Below are 18,443 nucleotides of genomic sequence, written 5' to 3' on the forward strand. Positions count from 1 at the left end.
CATATCTCCTAATTAATACAAACTATGTGAATTTTCTTCGATATGTTTGTTGGTGATGACCCCCCACATTTTGTAATACGACCAAGAGGTATAGATCAAAATGAGCGGAACGAAGATACATGCAGCAACGGTCATTACACCAAGGGTTTTATGACTAGAAACCGCATCCCACATGGTCAAGCTTGAAGTTGGATCAATGCTTGATGGTAATAAGAATGGGAACAAGGCAAAACCAGCAGTAAGAATTGCGCCGACAATCATTAAACTTGTACCGGTAAAACTCACCGCTGCTTTATGCTTTGCTGCGCTGACAATCACCAATAACGCACCTAAGATTGCAGCGATTGGTGCAGCCATAGTGATTGGATAGGTTGCATAGTTGTTTAACCAACCATGATTGGCATTGGTCACCACATCTTTCGCAAGCGGATTCAGAGCAGCATTGGTATTGACCGCAGTTGCATAGCTATAACCAGAGATATTGCCAAATAATAACCATGCACCCGCAGCCAAGAAGCACACAAGGAATACGATTGCCATGATTTGTGTTGCTTTGGCAGAACGGTTATGCAAATTGCCATTGGTACGTAGCATCAACCAAGCACCACCATGCGCACATAGCATAGATAAGCTGACAATACCGCAAATTAATGCAAATGGGTTTAAGAGTGCAAAGAAGCTACCTGTATATTGTGAACGTAAGGTGTCATCTAAGCTGAAGGGTACACCGAGGAACAAGTTCCCAAAGGCTACGCCAAACACCAGCGCAGGAACAGCGCCACCGATACATAAGCCCCAATCCCAAGAGGTACGCCATTGGGTATTCTCTAACTTAGAGCGATAGTCGAAACCGACAGGTCGCAGGAATAGGGCAAATAGAACCAGCAGTAAGGCCCAGTACATGCCAGAGAAGGCAACGGCATAGACCATTGGCCAAGCAGCAAAAAGTGCACCACCGGCTGTAATAAACCAGACTTGGTTACCGTCCCAATGTGGTGCAATCGTGTTGATTGCAGCACGGCGTTCAGAGTCAGTTTTACCTACAAATGGCATCAGTGCCATTGAGCCCATATCGAAACCATCGGTAAGTGCAAAGCCAATCAGTAGTACACCGACCAATACCCACCAGATGATTTTTAGCAGTTCATATTCGATCATGATTGAGCCTCCCCAGTTTTTGCATCTAGTTTTTCAAAATGGTATTTACCAGTGTGCAAAGAACTTGGACCTAAACGAGCAAATTTGATCATTAAGTACATTTCAATAATGAGTAGTACTGTATAGAACGCTGCAAGCGCAATAATCGAGCCCCACACATCGCCAGTACTTACACTTGAAGCAGACAGATGTGTTGGTAGAATTTCACCGATTGACCACGGTTGACGACCACCTTCAGCCACATACCAACCTGTTTGAGCTGCAATCCATGGGAGCGGGAGAGCAAACAAAGCAAATTTGAGTAACCAAGGTTTATCTTCGGCATTACGTTTTGCTACAGCCCAAGTCGCGAATAGGAATAACAACAGCATGAGGAAGCCAGAAGCAACCATTGCACGGAAAGAGAAGAACAGTGCAGCAACGTTTGGAATCGTATCTTTAGTTGCAGCTTGGATATGCGCTTCAGTGGCATCAACTACATTTGGAGAATATTTTTTCAATAACAGACCATAACCCAAGTCTTTTTGATTTTTCTCAAATGATGCCAACAATTCTGGAGAGCGGTCACCAGCACGAAGTTTCTCTAACTCGCTGTAGGCCACCATACCGTTACGGATACGGACTTCATGTTCTTTCATCAAGTCACGTAAACCAGTGACTTCTTTATCTGTAGAACGTGTTGCAATAATCCCCATCACATAAGGAATTTTAACCGCATAGTCGGTACGCATTTCCTGCTGATTTGGCAGACCAAATAGAGTAAATGCAGCAGGTGCAGGTTCGGTATGCCATTCTGCTTCGATTGCAGCAAGTTTAGTTTTTTGAACATCGCCTAACTCGTAGCCTGATTCATCACCAAGTAGAATGACAGATAACGTGGATGCTAAACCGAAGATTGCAGCGATGGCGAAAGAGCGACGCGCAAAAGGTAAGTCACGTTTTTTTAATAAATAGTAACTTGAGATAGCAAGGACAAAGATCGCACCTGTGACATAACCCGCAGAAACCGTATGTACAAATTTAACTTGAGCCACAGGGTTAAAGATCAGCGCACCAAAGTCTACCAACTCCATACGCATGGTTTCGTAGTTAAATGCAGCACCGACGGGGTTTTGCATCCAACCATTGGCAATCAAAATCCACAAGGCCGACATATTCGAGCCAATCGCCACTAACCAAGTTACACCTAAGTGTTGGACTTTAGAGAGGCGATCCCAACCAAAGAAGAACAAACCAATAAAGGTTGATTCAAGGAAGAAAGCCATTAAGCCTTCAATTGCAAGCGGTGCCCCGAAAATATCGCCTACATAGTGAGAATAATACGCCCAGTTGGTACCAAACTGGAATTCCATAGTCAGACCAGTAGTTACCCCTAAGGCAAAGTTAATCCCGAAGAGTTTGCCCCAGAACTTGGTCATGTCTTTATAAATTTCTTTACCTGAAATCACATACGTGGTTTCCATAATGGCAAGAATAAAAGCCAGACCTAAAGTTAGAGGGACGAAAAGAAAGTGATACATTGCGGTCATTGCAAATTGGAACCGCGAAAGATCGACCACGCTTTCAGAAATCATCAACGTGTCTCCTGAGTTTTGGACATGTCACCAGCAATACGCTCGGCAACTTCATTGTTAAAATCTTTTGGGATCGTTGGCGCATCAAACCAGATGTGTTTAATCACCAAGAGAAGTGCAACTTTAATAATAAGAATAATCGTGATTTCTCTGATGAGTCGCCGATTTGGATCTTGAGAACTCGTGTTCATAGAACCTAGCCTCATATTTAAAGAAGATGTAAAACATTATTAAATAAAATTCATTGAAAATAAACCTTTAGGTTTTTTAAATAATTTAAAATAAAATAATTGTTTTAAATCAGTGTATTAATTAATTTTTGTTAAAAAATTTAAAATATTTGTTTTAACCAACTAAAATAATATGAATTAATTTAAAAATCTGATTAAAACAGTTGTATTTATATTTTTAAATCCGATTAAAAAGATCTGGTTTATATTGAATTAAATAAAAATTAAACCAACTAAAATAGTATGTTTATAAAATTAATAATATATACAGTGACTTATCGTTTTAAATACAACATTAAATACTTCTCGTAATCAAGTCTTTATAAAACCGAGTGTATAGGTGGGGATTATTCTAAAAAATGTGATAGCGATCACTGTTGTATTTTTTGTGCCAGTGAGATCATGAAAACAACAAGAAGGGAAGAGCTAAATTTAAAACTTTTGCGCTATATATTTGTAACAAAGTGTAAATTGTTGGGATTTTATACATAAAGGCGTTTTTTTAGGGGGGGAAAACTCAGTCTGGTGTAAACAGATTATTGGAAAGTGAGATTTTTTTGGCGAGATAATGTGAGTTCGATTTTTGACTAATCAACAACACTTGTGATTGTAATTCGAGTTCACCGTATTCAGGTTCGACCTGTACATAATACAACTGACCAAATTCATCACGGACACGTGCTTGGGCAGAAAAGCCAGGACGTGCATTGCCCGTTGAAATTGTGGCTAAACGTCCGACTAAATTGGTATGGGTATGGATCACCTTCGGTTTGATGACTTGGTCCAAGCAATGAATCATAAATACAGTAAAGAAAATATCAATGACTAAAGCAGGAACAAATAAATAATAAGGTGAAATGAAATAGTGTTGTAAAGCAAAGAAGGAGAGTTCTAGGAAATAACCTGCAAAACTAAAATTGATCAGTAAGAATACAAAAATTAGATATTTAGAAAACTTAACATCCAGCAATGGAGAGTTGAGTAACCATTCCGGGGTCAATTTTTTTACTAGATGACTTGGACGTAGCCCGATTACAATCCCGATGGTTTCTGCAATGCTGAGCACAATTAAAGCCACAACGCTCATATGAAATGGCATTAGGTAGTAATTGAGGAAAAACTCAGTCATCGCAGCATTCATGATTTAGGGCTTAATCAATATAGATACCACCATCTGAGTGGACTTCCAAATTTACTTTTTCAAGGAAATCACCCAAACACGGCCCAGAAATACATTCGCCTGTTTCGACTGAAAAAAGTGCACCGTGCGTAGAGCACTGAATGTATTCTTTATCTTGATCTAAGAATTGATTCTCTAAATACTCAAGTTCAGTTTGTAAATGTGGGCAAACATTTTGATAGGCATAGAAGCTGCCATCTTTTTGAGTAATAAAAATCGTGGTTCCTTTCATGGTGTCGTATGCACGAGACTCACGCTCAGGAACTTCCTCAGTCATGCAAATCTTTTCCATGTTATGCACATTCCTGTTGAGCTTTTTGAAACTGTTCGAAGAGTTTAGCGTAGTTTTCGACACTTAAACGGGGGCCGAATTGCGCAACGACTTCACTTGAGATCAAAATAGCAAGTTGCGCTGCAGCTTCCAAGCTCAAACCTGCATTAATTGCATATAAAAACGCACCTGAGAATGCATCACCGGCACCATTGGTATCCACAGCTTCAACAGCACGGCCATTCACATGGAAGTGGTGTGCACCATCTACAATCACAGCACCTTTGGCGCCTTGGGTGATCACCACCTGTTTGTTTTTAAAGCTTAGGCTTTCAATCGCCGCTTCAAGGTTATCAGTTTCTGTAAACATCAGTGCTTCTTGTTCATTACAAAACAATAAGTCCACACCATCATCTAATAGTTCTTCTAGACCTTGACGTGCGTATTGCACCATTGCAGGGTCAGACAGCGATAAGGCAATTTTAACACCCTGTGCCTTTGCAAGTTCACGTGCTTGTTTCACCGCAACACGTGCAGTATCGCTGGTCGATAAATAACCTTCGATATACAGCCATTTTGCAGTGTTAAGTGGTGCAAGGTCGATTTGTTCAGTGGATAATTCAGCGGTAATACCGAGGTAGGTTTGCATGGTACGTTCTGAATCTGGGCTGATCAGAACCATACAGGTGCCTGTTACACCTTCACTAATCGATTGCGTTGTGGTTTTGATGCCAGCTTCGTTTAAGCCATCTAAGTAAATTGTACCGAGTTCATCATTGCCCACGCGACAACCATAAAATGCAGTTCCGCCAAGAGCACTAAAAGCAACAGTGGTATTGGCTGCTGAACCGCCACTGGCTTGACCTTTATAAGTTTGAGTTGCTTGTAATTTTTGATATAAATCTGCTTGTGTTTCACCATCGGCCAACTGCATTGTGCCTTTTTGCAACGCATGTTGCGTTAAAAACTCATTTGAAACCTTAAATTCTTGGTCAATGAGTGCATTACCAATTGCAAAAAGATCAACAGTTGCCATGTTTGTCATCACAGTAAAAATCAAAAAGCAAAGTTTACACGAATGCTACGGATTACAGTAGTTTGTTGAAAAAAATTCAGCAAAGTGTTGGGTTGTAAAGAAATGAGGATAATTAAGGTGGGGCAAGATTCATTTAGAATCGAAAGAAGCTTGGAATTGCCTGCGCAAATTGATGAGCTAATTCAATATTCAGAATGTGAGGGGTTTCGCTTCTTAAATCGATTAAAACAAGATTTTCAAGCAGGTGAGAATTGTTTTGATCAGATTGGGGAAGCACTTTTTGCTGTATATGCTCAACATAATGGTTTGATTGCTGTGGGTGGTTTGAATCAAGATCCTTTTGCCGAATCGAAGAGAGTTGGGCGCTTACGTCGTTTCTATATCCATCCAACGTACCGTCGTAATAGGGTCGGGACTTATTTGCTGGATTGTATTGAACAATATGCACAAATCTACTTTGATCGGGTTGAGCTATTCACAGACACAATACAGGCGGCTCATTTTTATCAAACAATGGGGTATCAGCCTATGGTGTCAGCGCACAGTAATTTCTATAAAATTTTCTGAAACGCTATTTTGGCTTAGCCGCTGCATTTTTCTACAAAAATAGAGTAATTTACATGGATATCGATACGTATTCTTCGGTAGACTCTCTATAATCAATTGTAATGAATTTAATAGAGATAAATTGGAGATCACATGACTGTAGATGTTACTGAAAGCATTACTCAAACCACACATCCCGCGTTTCAGCTATTACGTCAACACCATGTAGAAGCACTCGATATTCAAGTTTCAGAATATAAGCACAAAGTGACTGGTGCAGTTCACTACCATTTAGCCACTAGCCATGACGAAAATGTATTCTTGGTGGCATTCCGAACTCAACCGATGGACTCAAAAGGAACGGCACATATTTTAGAACATACAGCACTCTGTGGTTCTGAAAAGTTCCCAGTACGTGATCCGTTCTTTTTGATGATCCGCCGTTCGTTGAATACATTTATGAATGCATTCACAGCAGCGGATTGGACAGCTTATCCTTTTGCAACACAGAATAAAAAAGACTTTCAAAACTTATTGTCGGTGTATTTAGATGCTGCCTTTGCTGCCAATTTGAATCCTTTAGATTTTGCACAAGAAGGGATTCGCATTGAACTGGAAAATGATCAAGCGGTATATAAAGGCGTAGTTTTCAATGAAATGAAGGGTGCAATGAGTTCGCCTTCAGACCAGCTTTACCATCAGTTGGCCTATCATTTATTCCCAGAAACAACCTATCACTATAATTCTGGTGGTGATCCAAAAGATATTCCTGATTTGAGTTATGAGCAATTAGTCGATTTCTATAAAACGCATTATCACCCGAGTAATGCTGTATTTATGACATTCGGTAACCAGAATGCTTATGATCTACAAGAGCAATTTGAGAAACTAGCACTGCATAAATTCTCACAAGGTACCACCCTGTATTCAACGCCAGAGAAACGTTTGATTGCACCAGTGGAAGTGACTGAAAGCTATGCAGTCGATAGTGAAGATCTAAAAGATAAAACTTATCATGTAATGTCATGGTTATTACCTGAAACCAGCGATATCAAACTACGTTTGGGGATGCGTTTGGTTGAAGGGATTTTATTGGAAAATTCCGCTTCTCCTTTGCGTCAGTATTTAGAAACCTGCGGCTATGCACAATCAACAGGCCCACTCATGGGGGTGGATGATAGTAACTTTGAAATGACCTTCTACTGTGGTGTGCAAGGTTCAAATGCTGAACATGCAGAAACATTTAAAACAGGTGTTTTAGATGTACTAAAAGAGGTTGCCTCTCAACCTGTTGATACAGATTTGGTGGATGCGATCCTGCATCAGATTGAATTGCATCAGCGTGAAATCAATGGTGATGGCACACCGTATGGCTTGAGCTTGATCTTGAATGGTTTAGGTAGCGCGATTCACCACAATGACCCTATTCATGTTTGGGATGTAGATTCAGCGATCGAGCAAGTCAAAGAAGAACTCAAAGATCCAATGTGGTTGTCGAATCTGATTCAAACCCATTTATTGGATAATCCACATCGGGTGCAAATGACTTTAGTTCCTGATGCAACTAAATCTGTGAAAGAACAGCAAGCAGAACAAGCGCGTTTGGCTGAGATTACTGCAAATTTAACTGACGAACAGAAAGTTGAAATTCAGGAAAAAACAGAAGCACTGAAAAAGCGTCAAGATACACCAGATAATCTCGAATTGTTGCCTAAAGTGGGCTTGGAAGATGTGCCAGCAGAATTACAGATTGTACAAGGGCAATTACGCGAGATTATTTGCAATGGGCTAGATACGCCGTTGAATCTTTATCATGCGGGCACCAATGGTATTTACTACCAACAAGTGCTGATTCAGATTCCTGATGAGATCGTACAATCACCTTACTTTAATTTACTCTCAATTCTGATGGGTGAAGTGGGTGCGGGCGAGTATGATTATCTCGAATTACAGCAAATCCAGACTGCGGTCAGTGGCGGTCTTGGTATGGGGGCATCTTTACGCAGTAAAGTGGATGATAAAGACCGCATTAGTGCGTGGTTAACTTTAACCACCAAGTCATTAACCCAAAAGTTGGATGCAATTCAGCTGCTTAAACTTGCTTTTGAACAGCTCCGTTTTGATGAGAAAGATCGCATTATCGAGTTATTACAGCAACGTAAGACCCGTTGGCAGTCACGTTTGTCTGGCTCTGGTCATAGTTATGCGATGCAAGCTGCATCTCGTCAAATGAGTGCACTAGCTCGCCGTGATTATCATAATACTGGTTTAGGCGCATTAAATTGGCTTAGTGAGCTCGTTACGAAAATTGATCAGGATGACAGTGCTTATCAAGCACTCATTGCTGAATTACAAGCGATTCACCGCAAGTTAATGCAGGCGCCAAAACAATTCTTGTTGGTCTGTGAAGAGCATCAATCGGATCGTTTGGTTGAAGAAGTGCAAAACGTTTGGGATAAGCTCGTCGTTGATCAAGCAGCTGTCATTTTGACGCAAGTAGAACAGGTCAATACTTCAGATGATGAAGCATGGTTGATTCAAGCCAATGTTCAATTCTGTGCCTCGGCTTATCAGGCTGTGGATGTCGCACATCCTGATGCTGCACCATTGATGGTATTGGCTGCTTATTTACGCAATGGTTTCTTGCATAGTGCCATTCGTGAAAAAGGTGGTGCGTATGGGGGTGGTGCAAGTTATGATGGCAATGCCTGCTCATTCCGCTTCTATAGCTACCGCGATCCGCGTTTAGCAGAAACGTTTAATGATTTTGAAGCCAGTGTGCAATGGTTGCTTAATACAGAACAACAACCACATCAGCTTGAAGAAGCTATTCTTGGTTTGGTTGCAAGTATGGACAAGCCAGGTTCACCGGCTGGGGAAGCAATTACGGCATGTTATGCTTTATTGCATGCACGTACGCCAAAATTCCGCAAAATCTTACGTGAGCGTTTACTGAACGTGAACTTGGATGATTTACAGCGTGTGGCGAAGCAATATTTATTGGCTCAAAAACCTGTGAAAGCAGTGGTTGCGCCATTTGCGAAACGTGAAGAATTGCAGAAACTTGGATTTAATATCCAGCAGGTCAATTAATAAAATAAAAATCGGAGAAATCTATGGCGTTCAAATCTTTTGAACGTAGTCATTTGGAGCTGAGTGTCCTTGCGATACTTGGCTCTTTAGCGACCTCGTTGTCACATGCTGAATCAACAGCACCTACAAGCCCCGCGACCGTTGATGCCTGTGTGGCTTTGGCTGCAAATGCTGAACGTTTAGCATGTTATGATCGCCTGTTTAAAGCGCCGACCATTATTCCAACACAAGCTCAGACAGATGCAGCACCGATACTTGCAGTAGCTACGCCTGTGGTTGAATCCAATGAAAAAGCTGAACCTGAATCTTTGAAAGACAAAGTGGTGCAAAAGGTCAGTGATTTGCATATTTTGGGGGCTGCACCAAAATTTGATCCAAATGTCTCGTTACTTGATCGTCGCTGGGAGCTTTCAGAAGAGAGTAAGTTGGGGGTATGGAATATCCGTGCTTATCAACCCGTTTATTTACTTCCCGTATTTTGGACTAGTGATAAAAATGAGTTTCCAAGCAGTCCAAATCCTGAAAATACGGTTAAAGATAAGCAAGAGTTAACGTCGAGCGAAGCAAAGTTCCAGCTTTCATTTAAGACCAAAGCTTGGGAAAACATTTTTGGTAATAATGGCGATCTCTGGTTGGGCTATACCCAGTCCTCACGTTGGCAGGTTTATAACTCTGAAGAATCACGACCATTCCGTGAGACCAATTATGAACCAGAAGCGAGTTTGATGTTTAGAACCAATTATGAAATTTTAGGTCTAAATGCACGTCTGCTTGGGGTGACTTTGAACCACCAATCCAATGGTCGTTCAGATCCGTTATCTCGTAGCTGGAACCGTGTGATCTTTAATCTTGGTTTTGAAAAAGATAACTTCGCACTCATGTTACGTCCTTGGTATCGAGTAGAAGAAGATGCCAAAGATGACAATAACCCAGACATTAAGGATTATATTGGGCGTGGTGATTTAACTGCGTTTTACCGCAAAGGGAATAATGATTTTTCCTTAATGTTACGTCATTCATTGAAAGGTGGTGATCGTTCGCATGGTGCGGTTCAGTTTGACTGGGCTTTCCCAATTAAAGATAAATTACGTGGTCATTTTCAAGTGTTTGATGGCTATGGCGAGAGCTTGATTGATTATAACCACCGAGCAACCTATGTCGGCTTGGGTGTATCTTTAATGAACTGGTACTAAATGAGTTTAAGTATTCCAGAATCTCTATTGCAGCTTGAAGCAAATTGTGGCGTCTTTGCACTCTGGTTAATTGTGAAGCAATATCATACCCATGTTGATATTGCTGATCTAATTCGCTTGTCTGGACATGACCAAGAAGATGGGACATATACCATCGCTTTGGCAGTGGCGATGAAGAAATTAGGTTTTGAAGTGTCGTTCTATACGGCGCCTGATCCAAATATTGAGGCAAAAGAGCAGCAAAGTTATCTGGAGGCACAAAATCTCCAGATTCCAATTCAAGCTGCTTTAACATATTCAGAGATTCAACGCGCCTTTGAACAAGGTAACTTTGTCATTGTGTTTTATGACACATTACAAGGGACGGGAAACCAATCCTTGGTTTACTCCATCGACCCGCAAGAAATTAGTTTCTGTGATCATTTTGATGTGATGTCTAAAGCTGTCTTTGAGCAACAACGCCAAGCTGACGGGATCTGTCAGCAAGTGATTGTGATTGAGCAGCCTTTAGAGCATTACCCAATCTGAATATTGGCATTGGCATGTTTTAAGCGGCTCTTCTTCGGTGTTGCAATCAGATAGGCCAGTGTTAAAGGCCCAAGCCGTCCTGTAAACATCAGCAGGCTTAGGACGAATAAACTGCCGTCATGTAACTCTCCTGTCACACCTCTCGAGAGTCCTACTGTGCATGCGGCAGAGACCACTTCAAACATTAAGTCGAGTACATCTAATTTCGGTTCAAGCAAGAAAATAATAAAGCAGCCGACAAAGACCAACATGCCTGTAATCGCGGTTACAGCAAGTGCTTTATAGGTGGTTTCTTGTGACACTGAATGGTTAAAAATACGGATTTCTTCATTACGTCTTAAAAATGAAATCACGCAGAGCAATAAAATCACAAAAGTGCCGACTTTTATGCCGCCAGCTGTACTGAGCGAACCACCCCCAATAAACATAAGTAACATGGTCAGTAAAGCCGTACTATGTTCCATCGAGCCGGTGTCAATGGTATTAAAGCCTGAAGAACGCGGGACGGTGGCTTGAAACCATGCGTTCATGGCTTGTTCCCCCAAACTCATTGAGCCAAGGGTAAGTGGATTGTTGGATTCCAAAAGCCAGATCAGCACGAAGGCAACAAGGTTTAATATGGCGATGGTGCTGAGGATCAATTTACTGTTTGCTGTTAACTTGCTCCAGCGTTTATTCTGTTTCACATCAATTAACACCAAAAAGCCGATGCCACCCAAGGTATATAAAATACTGATAGTGAGACAAATCAAATAATGGCTTTGAAAGTTAATCAGACTGTTATCAAATAGGGAAAAACCAGCATTGTTGAAGGCCGAAACACTATAGAAAACCGCATAATACAGTCCACGGGCAAAACCATACATAGGGGCGAAGGAGGCCGTTAGGATAATCACGCCAATCAGCTCAAAGAGCAAGGTGTACATGACAACACCCTTGGCAACAAATGTGACTTTGGATAGGCTGGTTTGGCCTAAACTATCTTGTGCCATCATCTGTTGTTTTAAACCGAGCTTGGGTGCAAGACTCAATGCCGCCAAAATGGCAAAGGTCATAAAACCTAGGCCGCCAGATTGAATCAGTAAAAGAATAATAAACTGTCCGAGATGATTAAAAGAGTCATTCAGATTGACCACTGATAAGCCTGTAATGGTCACAGCGGAGGTGGCTGTAAATAAGGCATCCATCCAGCTGACATTGCCTTTATTGGCAATCGGCAGTTTCAGTAATATTGTGCCAATAATAATAAAACTGAGAAATCCAATTGCCAGTAAAGAGGGGGGACTGAGGTTAAAAATCTTCTGGGAGTTTATTTTGAGTGCCATATTATGCGAAACATCCTGAAAGTTTTCTAAGATGACTGAGAGAGCCTTCTAGAATCAGAACATCATCCGTTTTTAGCGTGAAATTGGCATCTGTTTCATAGAGAATTTGCTGATCTCGTTTTAATAAAAGTAATTTGATATTGGGTTCTTGTTTTAAGATCCCAGATAAATTCACATTATTGAGATTTTCATTGACTGGAACTTTTACAATGTAGTGATCATCATCCAATGCCATATAGCGACTGACCATCGGATAATTGAGGGCTTGGGCAACGCGAACCCCCATATCCTCTTCAGGATGAATAATTTTACTAACATTTAAATGGGACAGAATAGTGTGATGTGCTTTGGTTTTGGCTTTAACCAAGATTTTTTCCACACCAAGGTTTTTTAGATTTAAAACACAGAGAATACTGGCTTCAATATCTTCACCAATAGCCACGACCACTGCATCACAATTCTGGATATTGAGTTCTTCTAAAACATGTTCGTCGGTAGCATCCGCAATCACCGCATGGGTAATGCGATCTGCAAGACTTTCGACATTGCGTTTGATGGTATCAATACCAATGACATCATGATTAAGTTTGGTTAGCTCCAATGCAACAGTTGCCCCAAAACTCCCTAACCCGATGACTGCAAACTGTGCCATAACTGTCCTTAACTAAATGATAAAAATGTCTTTTTATCCATTTTAAAATGGAATGCTTTTCGATGTGTAATGATTTTGTTTGCGATCACAGATAAAAGATCAAAATCATCAGATAAAAATAAAGCCGACATGAGGTCGGCTTTAAGTGATGAGACGGTTTATTTAAGGAAACGTTTGTAACCTGTATTGTCACTGATCTCAGCATAAGGATAAGTAATTTTCTCTAATGTTTCGATCAACCCATCTGGATTTTGTTTTGCATCAGTTGCTTCTAGACCAACAAGAACACGGCCTTCTGCTGCACCATGGTTACGATAATGGAATAGGGTGATATTGTGGGTTGGTCCTAAACGCTCCAAGAAAGTGAGTAATGCACCTGGACGCTCAGGAAACTCAACGCGGAACAAGCGCTCATTTTCAATATTGGCATGACCACCGATCAGGTAACGAATATGCAGTTTAGCCACCTCATCGTCAGACAGGTCATCGACTTCATACTGTTGTTTTAGCATCTCATGAATTTCATGGCGCTCAGTTTCACCACCTTTTAAACTGATACCCACAAAGACCTGAGCCAGTTTACTTGCGCTGGCACGGTAGTTAAATTCAGTAATATTACGACCTTGTAGCGCACGACAGAAGTTCAGGAACGCGCCTTTTTGCTCAGGAATCGTCACTGCATAAATAGCTTCACGACGTTCACCTAATTCGGTACGTTCAGCAATATAGCGTAAACGGTCAAAGTTCATGTTGGCACCACACACGATTGAGACCATGTTCTTGCCAGTTAATTGGTGTTCTGCCACATACTTTTTGATACCCGCTAAGGCCATTGCACCTGATGGTTCAACAATGCTGCGGTTTTCATCAAAGGTATCTTTGATTGCTGCACAGATTTCATCAGTATTTACAGTGACAATATCAGGGTCAACAATTGGACCTGAGTTGTCTGATTTGCGTAGACGGATAATCTCGAATGGTAATTCACCAATTTGTGCCACCGCTGTGCCATCAGCAAACAAACCGACATGCGGTAGCACTACGCGCTCATTGGTTTCGAGTGCAGCTTTTAAGCAAGCTGATTCTTCATATTCAACACCAATCACTTTAACGTGTGGTGCAACTTCACCTAAATAAGCTGCAACACCTGCAATAAGCCCGCCGCCGCCGACAGCTACAAAGACATATTCAACATCACGCCACTGACGTAATAATTCATTGGCAATGGTACCTTGACCCGCAATCACCAGTTCATCGTCATAAGGGGGAATAAACACTAAGCCTTCATCTTCGGCACGTTGTTTTGCGTATTTGTTGGCAACGTCGAAGCTATCGCCATGGAGTACAACTTGACCACCCAAGCTTTTCACGGCCTGTACTTTAATATCTGGCGTGGTGCTTGGCATAACGATAATGGCATGAATGCCTAATTTTTTTCCAGATAGCGCAACGCCTTGGGCATGGTTGCCGGCAGATGCGCAAATTACACCACGATCAAGTTGGTCTTTCGGAAGTTGGCTAATACGGTTATAAGCACCGCGTAGCTTAAAAGAGAAAACAGGTTGTAAATCTTCACGTTTAAATCGAATGTTATTATTAATTTTTTGACTAATTCGTGGAGCTGCTTCAAGCGGTGTTTCAATCGCAACATCGTAAACCGTTGCTTGTAAAATTTGTCGTACCACACGAGACAGCATGTTCATCTTCCCTATAACAGTTTAAAATAGGCAATCATTGTAGCAAACCCCTGTGCATTTGCGCTGTTTTCTTGCAGCAAATGTCAAAATAGTTGAGTGAAGTCATGAGTCTATATGCAAGCCAAGATGAAAAGAAACAAGCTGCGGCCAAAGCAGCTTTGAAACATTTGCCTAAAGGCGGCATTTTGGGCGTAGGAACAGGAAGTACCGTTAATTTTTTAATTGATTTATTACCTGAATTGCAATTAGAAGCAGCAGTCGCAAGTTCAAATGCAACCGCAGAGCGTTTACAAAAGCTCGGGATTGAAGTGGTTGATATGAACTCAGTGGGTGGGTTAGATGCCTACGTGGATGGCGCTGATGAAATTGACCGCCATATGCATATGATCAAAGGTGGTGGTGCTGCATTAACCCGTGAAAAAATTGTGGCATCAATCGCAAAGAAATTTGTATGTATCGTGGATGACTCAAAATGGGTGGATCAATTAGGGCGTGATTTTCCGCTTCCTGTTGAGGTCATTCCAATGGCGCGTTCTGCAGTTGCCCGTAAGATTGTTGCCTTAGGGGGTGATCCTGTTTACCGTGAAGGCGTAGTAACGGACAACGGTAATGTCATTTTAGATGTTTTTAATCTGAATATTTTAAATGCACTTGAATTGGAGAGAACACTGAATAATATTCCTGGTGTTGTGACCAATGGTATTTTTGCCTTGAATCCAGCAACGATCGCGGTTGTTGCCACGGATAATGGTATTGAAGAGCGTACTGCACAATAATGCAATTAGTTTCATTAGAAACGCTGTTACCTGAAATTAAAGTTGTTCGACATGCAAGGGCGAGAAATTTGCGCTTGCGTGTTGAGCCAACGGGTATTCGTCTCACTGTTCCTTTATTCTGTAGTAAAAGACAGATTCAGCAATTTTTGCATCAATCAGAACCATGGTTGATCGAGACATGGGCTAAACAACAACAGCAATTTAATCAAGTTGCGGTATTTCCTGAACAACTGACTTTATTTTTTCATACACAAGTATTTCGAATTATTCCGCAACAGCAACGTCATATTTTTAAATTTGATTTTGATCAACACATTATCTGGATAAGAGATGAACAGTCAGAACACGCTTTGCAAGCAGCCGTTTTGGCCTATGCAAAGCAGTTTTTGACTGAATATTTGGCTCAAGTGAGTCAACAAATTAGCTTGCCATATCAGCAATGTAGTATTCGAAAACCCAAAACTCGTTGGGGAAGTTGTAGTTCCAAACACGACATCATGTTAAATGCCGCATTGGTACTCATGCCTGAGCATATTGTACGATCTGTTTGTGTCCATGAGTTGGTACATACCAAGTATTTTGATCATAGTGCAGCATTTTGGCATGAGGTTGAAAAGCACGATGCCCACTATCTTGAGCATCGAAAACAATTGAAACAGACGCAATTGCCCAATTGGTATTATAAAAAATAGTATTGCTTAGCCATTAAAGAGACGATTTTTTTGGACGGCTAAGCCTTTACGGATACGTAATGCTTGTTTCAGACTGGGTACATCATTTTGCCACTGTTTGAGTGCCAAAATAATAGCGATGATCTCGACCCGTGTCAGAATACCCAACCAAAACATAATCCAGAATAAAATTTGACTGTGGCCTGTGAGTGTCACTTGGACCAACAAGGCAAAGAGAAATAAGGTCCAAATTTTTGCGCCAATACTATGTGTGGCCACTTCTTTACGGAACTTAATCAAGCTAACCATATAAATCGCCACTTCAAATAAAATCAGAATCAGAATCGGCCAAATGTATTGTTTAAAAAAATCAGGTTGTTGTAAGTAAATTGATGCAATTGCACAAATAAAGAAAATTTGATCAATATTGGAGTCTAAGCGACGCAATTTTTCATCGGATACGCCCAAGTGTCTTGCAATGATGCCATCAAAGATATCACTGATAAGTCCCAGTGTTAAAAATAGCACAGTATAAATAGGGAAGAATTGAGGCTGTAGCAGGGTCACAATGACGATGAGAAAACCCAAGAGGAGTCTGGAATAAACAAGTAAAGTTGGAATTTGATACTTTAAAGACATTAAACAGGATTAATAAAAAGATTTGATAGGAGTATAGCAGTGGTCATTGAATATCAGGATGGCAAATACATATTTCATGAAACAAAAAAGTCTGTTGTATTGAATACAAATACTCAGATTATTTTTCATACTGCAATAGCGTGATTTTGCAAGCAATGGCATCACTGTTCCATTGCTTGCACGGCCTAAGTCTTAGAAATTGCACTGTAACTGGGTTGTTTGCAATTGATCTGGTGCTTTGCGACTATCTAAACCAGCGCTTGCACTTAATACCTGATTTGCTTTTACTTTCACTTGGATAAAAGTATATTGCAGTGTGCTATTGTTTGGCTCGGCAGAACTACTGTTAAGTAAATATTCGAAATTATTTTTGTTTACCTGCAATAAGTTATCAGTACTGTCAGCATCTAGTTTTGAGCTATAAGTTCTTCCATCTTTGATGAGCTCTAAGTTTCCATCCCCGCGAATATTGAGTTGACAGTTACTGTTGGGGTCTTTGTAATTTCCAATTAAGTATTCAATCGAGGGTAAGTTTGCGTTGACAATATTAATTCCTGTGATGCCTTGTTTGCAGGGGTAAATAGAGCCGTGACAGGTTGCAGTCGTGTCAGAAAAACCTACGGCACGGCGATAATCACCAGCACCAATGACTCGGAAGGCATTTGCTGCGTTACCTGTAGGGCCATTTCCAGCATAGGACTTTTGTTGTAACAGGGCATAGGCTTGAGGGTTTAATGCAGCTTGGTTAAAAGTATCTGCTAACTGTAGTACAGCTTGTTTTAACGAGGTTGCAAACGTGTCTCTTGCGTTCTTTTGATTTGCTGCAATAAATACCAAGTTATTTTTAGATGGGTCAATATTATCTGGTGTTGGAATCACCAAAGAGGTAAGAGTGTTTTGATCCCCACGTAATTTTTTAGCATCAAGATAACCATCTTTTAAGTCAACGGCTAAGTTCTTGGTGAATTCAGCGAAGTTATTGTTAGGGTATAAGTTGGCCCATTGCTGCATAAAACCAAAACTGAGATAACTATTGATGTATAAATTTGACTTTAAAGTTGCATTTACTGGTGAAAGAACATTGAGAAGATACGATGGATTTAGATTAGGGATATCCAACTGATAAAAAGCACTGGTCAGTGCTGTATTTACATCGGCGGTTGCTAGATTTAATTGTAATGCACTAATTTGTGTTGGGTTAACATTGATATCTGTCGGGAGTACCCCAGAACGAACTAACGCGCGTTGATAAATAGCTTCTGAGTTAGGATTGATATAAATCGTTTGCGTAAGATTACTGGTATTGACTTCAATCAAACTATGCAAAGTCATAGAAACATTTTGATATTGATAGTTCTGAAAGTCATAAATTGATGAGTTAGGGGTGGTCGAAATTTCTATGCGATATAAACGTTCTTTATCTAGCGTCCGGGGTAATGTGATATTGATCTCTGATGTGGTACTTAAGTTTTGTTCGAGAACCAGTGTATTATCAAAATTGTCGAATACTTTTAGTACAACATCTCGCATCTCAATAGCAGCTTTGATATTGAAACTCTTTGGCTTCGGTTCTTGCACTGTTGGGGTGGTCTCTATGTCTGCTTTACTTTCACCGCTTCCACAGCCAATTAATGCAGAGCTGAGTAGAAGTGTACTTAGCCCTAAGCAGATATGATGATGTAATCTTTGTTTTGACATCAAAGAAGGCATTCCAGCTCTCCAAAAAATTTTGCATCCATGAAATTTATTATTACCGCAATTTTTTTTATTCTATTCGAATAGTGAAATGATTCAATAGTATTTCTTGACCAATGGTAGAATCAATTCAAATATAATCCGTTTATTTGTATCCAATTATAGTTTTTTCACTGCAT

At 40.6% G+C, this 18,443-nt stretch carries 17 protein-coding genes; 6 read left to right on the forward strand and 11 right to left on the reverse strand.

Going from position 1 to position 18,443, the window contains the following annotated elements:
• Window positions 1-12: 12 nt before the first annotated feature.
• The 6 genes from cydB to F957_RS11210 all read right to left on the reverse strand — a co-directional run bounded on the left by cydB (window position 13) and on the right by F957_RS11210 (window position 5,449).
• Entirely contained in the window at window positions 13-1,158 is a 1,146-nt protein-coding gene (gene cydB, locus F957_RS11235) for a cytochrome d ubiquinol oxidase subunit II (protein ID WP_016539944.1), read from the reverse strand.
• The gene (locus F957_RS11230) at window positions 1,155-2,732 is read right to left on the reverse strand and encodes a cytochrome ubiquinol oxidase subunit I (RefSeq protein ID WP_016539945.1); all 1,578 of its coding nucleotides are present in this window, start codon (window positions 2,730-2,732) and stop codon (window positions 1,155-1,157) included. The genes cydB and F957_RS11230 overlap by 4 nt, the downstream gene beginning before the upstream one ends.
• Window positions 2,732-2,923, reverse strand: a complete 192-nt coding sequence (gene cydP / locus F957_RS11225) for a cytochrome oxidase putative small subunit CydP (RefSeq protein ID WP_004653758.1) — start codon at window positions 2,921-2,923, stop codon at window positions 2,732-2,734. The genes F957_RS11230 and cydP overlap by 1 nt, the downstream gene beginning before the upstream one ends.
• A gap of 556 nt (window positions 2,924-3,479) precedes the next feature.
• On the reverse strand, window positions 3,480-4,091 hold the full coding sequence (locus tag F957_RS11220; RefSeq protein ID WP_167539932.1) for an OB-fold-containig protein: 612 nt from the start codon (window positions 4,089-4,091) through the stop codon (window positions 3,480-3,482).
• Between the two features lie 22 nt (window positions 4,092-4,113).
• Window positions 4,114-4,419 (reverse strand): Rieske (2Fe-2S) protein, encoded by a 306-nt coding sequence (locus F957_RS11215; RefSeq protein WP_141669874.1) that lies wholly within the window; start codon window positions 4,417-4,419, stop codon window positions 4,114-4,116.
• A gap of 16 nt (window positions 4,420-4,435) precedes the next feature.
• Window positions 4,436-5,449 (reverse strand): adenosine kinase, encoded by a 1,014-nt coding sequence (locus F957_RS11210; protein ID WP_016539947.1) that lies wholly within the window; start codon window positions 5,447-5,449, stop codon window positions 4,436-4,438.
• A gap of 117 nt (window positions 5,450-5,566) precedes the next feature.
• Between F957_RS11210 and F957_RS11205 the strand changes: the two genes are divergently transcribed.
• The 4 genes from F957_RS11205 (at window position 5,567) to F957_RS11190 (ending at window position 10,809) form a co-directional block, all read left to right on the forward strand.
• Window positions 5,567-6,016 (forward strand): GNAT family N-acetyltransferase, encoded by a 450-nt coding sequence (locus F957_RS11205; protein ID WP_016539948.1) that lies wholly within the window; start codon window positions 5,567-5,569, stop codon window positions 6,014-6,016.
• 132 nt (window positions 6,017-6,148) lie between these two features.
• Window positions 6,149-9,088 (forward strand): insulinase family protein, encoded by a 2,940-nt coding sequence (locus F957_RS11200; RefSeq protein WP_016539949.1) that lies wholly within the window; start codon window positions 6,149-6,151, stop codon window positions 9,086-9,088.
• 23 nt (window positions 9,089-9,111) lie between these two features.
• Window positions 9,112-10,281, forward strand: coding sequence for a phospholipase A (locus tag F957_RS11195; RefSeq protein WP_016539950.1), 1,170 nt, complete (start codon window positions 9,112-9,114; stop codon window positions 10,279-10,281).
• Window positions 10,282-10,809: a cysteine peptidase family C39 domain-containing protein gene (locus F957_RS11190; RefSeq protein WP_016539951.1), complete on the forward strand. Its 528-nt coding sequence runs from the start codon at window positions 10,282-10,284 to the stop codon at window positions 10,807-10,809.
• On the opposite strand, the gene F957_RS11185 is transcribed toward F957_RS11190, so the two are convergent.
• The 3 genes from F957_RS11185 to ilvA form a co-directional block, all read right to left on the reverse strand.
• Window positions 10,797-12,134 carry a TrkH family potassium uptake protein gene (locus F957_RS11185; RefSeq protein WP_016539952.1) on the reverse strand — a complete coding sequence of 446 codons (1,338 nt, stop codon included), beginning with the start codon at window positions 12,132-12,134 and terminating at the stop codon, window positions 10,797-10,799. The two genes, F957_RS11190 and F957_RS11185, sit on opposite strands and share 13 nt — an antisense overlap.
• A gap of 1 nt (window position 12,135) precedes the next feature.
• The gene (locus F957_RS11180) at window positions 12,136-12,786 is read right to left on the reverse strand and encodes a potassium channel family protein (RefSeq protein WP_016539953.1); all 651 of its coding nucleotides are present in this window, start codon (window positions 12,784-12,786) and stop codon (window positions 12,136-12,138) included.
• 158 nt (window positions 12,787-12,944) lie between these two features.
• Window positions 12,945-14,489, reverse strand: coding sequence for a threonine ammonia-lyase, biosynthetic (ilvA, locus tag F957_RS11175; protein WP_171068279.1), 1,545 nt, complete (start codon window positions 14,487-14,489; stop codon window positions 12,945-12,947).
• A 98-nt stretch (window positions 14,490-14,587) separates the two neighbouring features.
• Between ilvA and rpiA the strand changes: the two genes are divergently transcribed.
• Both rpiA and F957_RS11165 read left to right on the forward strand, forming a co-directional pair.
• A complete protein-coding gene (rpiA, locus tag F957_RS11170) occupies window positions 14,588-15,259 on the forward strand; it encodes a ribose-5-phosphate isomerase RpiA (protein WP_016539956.1) in 672 nt (223 codons plus the stop codon).
• Window positions 15,259-15,951: a M48 family metallopeptidase gene (locus F957_RS11165; RefSeq protein WP_016539957.1), complete on the forward strand. Its 693-nt coding sequence runs from the start codon at window positions 15,259-15,261 to the stop codon at window positions 15,949-15,951. Before rpiA ends, F957_RS11165 begins: the two co-directional genes overlap by 1 nt.
• Before the next feature lie 6 nt (window positions 15,952-15,957).
• Here the strand turns inward: F957_RS11165 and F957_RS11160 are convergent, their stop codons facing one another.
• Together F957_RS11160 and F957_RS11155 are read right to left on the reverse strand one after the other, a co-directional pair.
• Window positions 15,958-16,569 (reverse strand): CDP-alcohol phosphatidyltransferase family protein, encoded by a 612-nt coding sequence (locus F957_RS11160; RefSeq protein ID WP_016660319.1) that lies wholly within the window; start codon window positions 16,567-16,569, stop codon window positions 15,958-15,960.
• A gap of 192 nt (window positions 16,570-16,761) precedes the next feature.
• Complete coding sequence (locus F957_RS11155) at window positions 16,762-18,279, reverse strand: hypothetical protein (protein WP_016539959.1); 1,518 nt, start codon at window positions 18,277-18,279, stop codon at window positions 16,762-16,764.
• Between the last annotated feature and the right edge of the window lie 164 nt (window positions 18,280-18,443).

This window comes from Acinetobacter gyllenbergii CIP 110306 = MTCC 11365, from assembly GCF_000413855.1.
Lineage (GTDB): Bacteria > Pseudomonadota > Gammaproteobacteria > Pseudomonadales > Moraxellaceae > Acinetobacter > Acinetobacter gyllenbergii.

Bases quoted from the DNA above. Each gene is read 5' to 3' on its own strand.
- cydB (WP_016539944.1), bottom strand. From the start codon at position 1,158: ATGATCGAATATGAACTGCTAAAAATCATCTGGTGGGTATTGGTCGGT.
- F957_RS11230 (WP_016539945.1), bottom strand. From the start codon at position 2,732: ATGATTTCTGAAAGCGTGGTCGATCTTTCGCGGTTCCAATTTGCAATG.
- cydP (WP_004653758.1), bottom strand. From the start codon at position 2,923: ATGAACACGAGTTCTCAAGATCCAAATCGGCGACTCATCAGAGAAATC.
- F957_RS11220 (WP_167539932.1), bottom strand. From the start codon at position 4,091: ATGACTGAGTTTTTCCTCAATTACTACCTAATGCCATTTCATATGAGC.
- F957_RS11215 (WP_141669874.1), bottom strand. From the start codon at position 4,419: ATGACTGAGGAAGTTCCTGAGCGTGAGTCTCGTGCATACGACACCATG.
- F957_RS11210 (WP_016539947.1), bottom strand. From the start codon at position 5,449: ATGGCAACTGTTGATCTTTTTGCAATTGGTAATGCACTCATTGACCAA.
- F957_RS11200 (WP_016539949.1), top strand. From the start codon at position 6,149: ATGACTGTAGATGTTACTGAAAGCATTACTCAAACCACACATCCCGCG.
- F957_RS11195 (WP_016539950.1), top strand. From the start codon at position 9,112: ATGGCGTTCAAATCTTTTGAACGTAGTCATTTGGAGCTGAGTGTCCTT.
- F957_RS11190 (WP_016539951.1), top strand. From the start codon at position 10,282: ATGAGTTTAAGTATTCCAGAATCTCTATTGCAGCTTGAAGCAAATTGT.
- F957_RS11185 (WP_016539952.1), bottom strand. From the start codon at position 12,134: ATGGCACTCAAAATAAACTCCCAGAAGATTTTTAACCTCAGTCCCCCC.
- F957_RS11180 (WP_016539953.1), bottom strand. From the start codon at position 12,786: ATGGCACAGTTTGCAGTCATCGGGTTAGGGAGTTTTGGGGCAACTGTT.
- ilvA (WP_171068279.1), bottom strand. From the start codon at position 14,489: ATGAACATGCTGTCTCGTGTGGTACGACAAATTTTACAAGCAACGGTT.
- rpiA (WP_016539956.1), top strand. From the start codon at position 14,588: ATGAGTCTATATGCAAGCCAAGATGAAAAGAAACAAGCTGCGGCCAAA.
- F957_RS11165 (WP_016539957.1), top strand. From the start codon at position 15,259: ATGCAATTAGTTTCATTAGAAACGCTGTTACCTGAAATTAAAGTTGTT.
- F957_RS11160 (WP_016660319.1), bottom strand. From the start codon at position 16,569: ATGTCTTTAAAGTATCAAATTCCAACTTTACTTGTTTATTCCAGACTC.
- F957_RS11155 (WP_016539959.1), bottom strand. From the start codon at position 18,279: ATGCCTTCTTTGATGTCAAAACAAAGATTACATCATCATATCTGCTTA.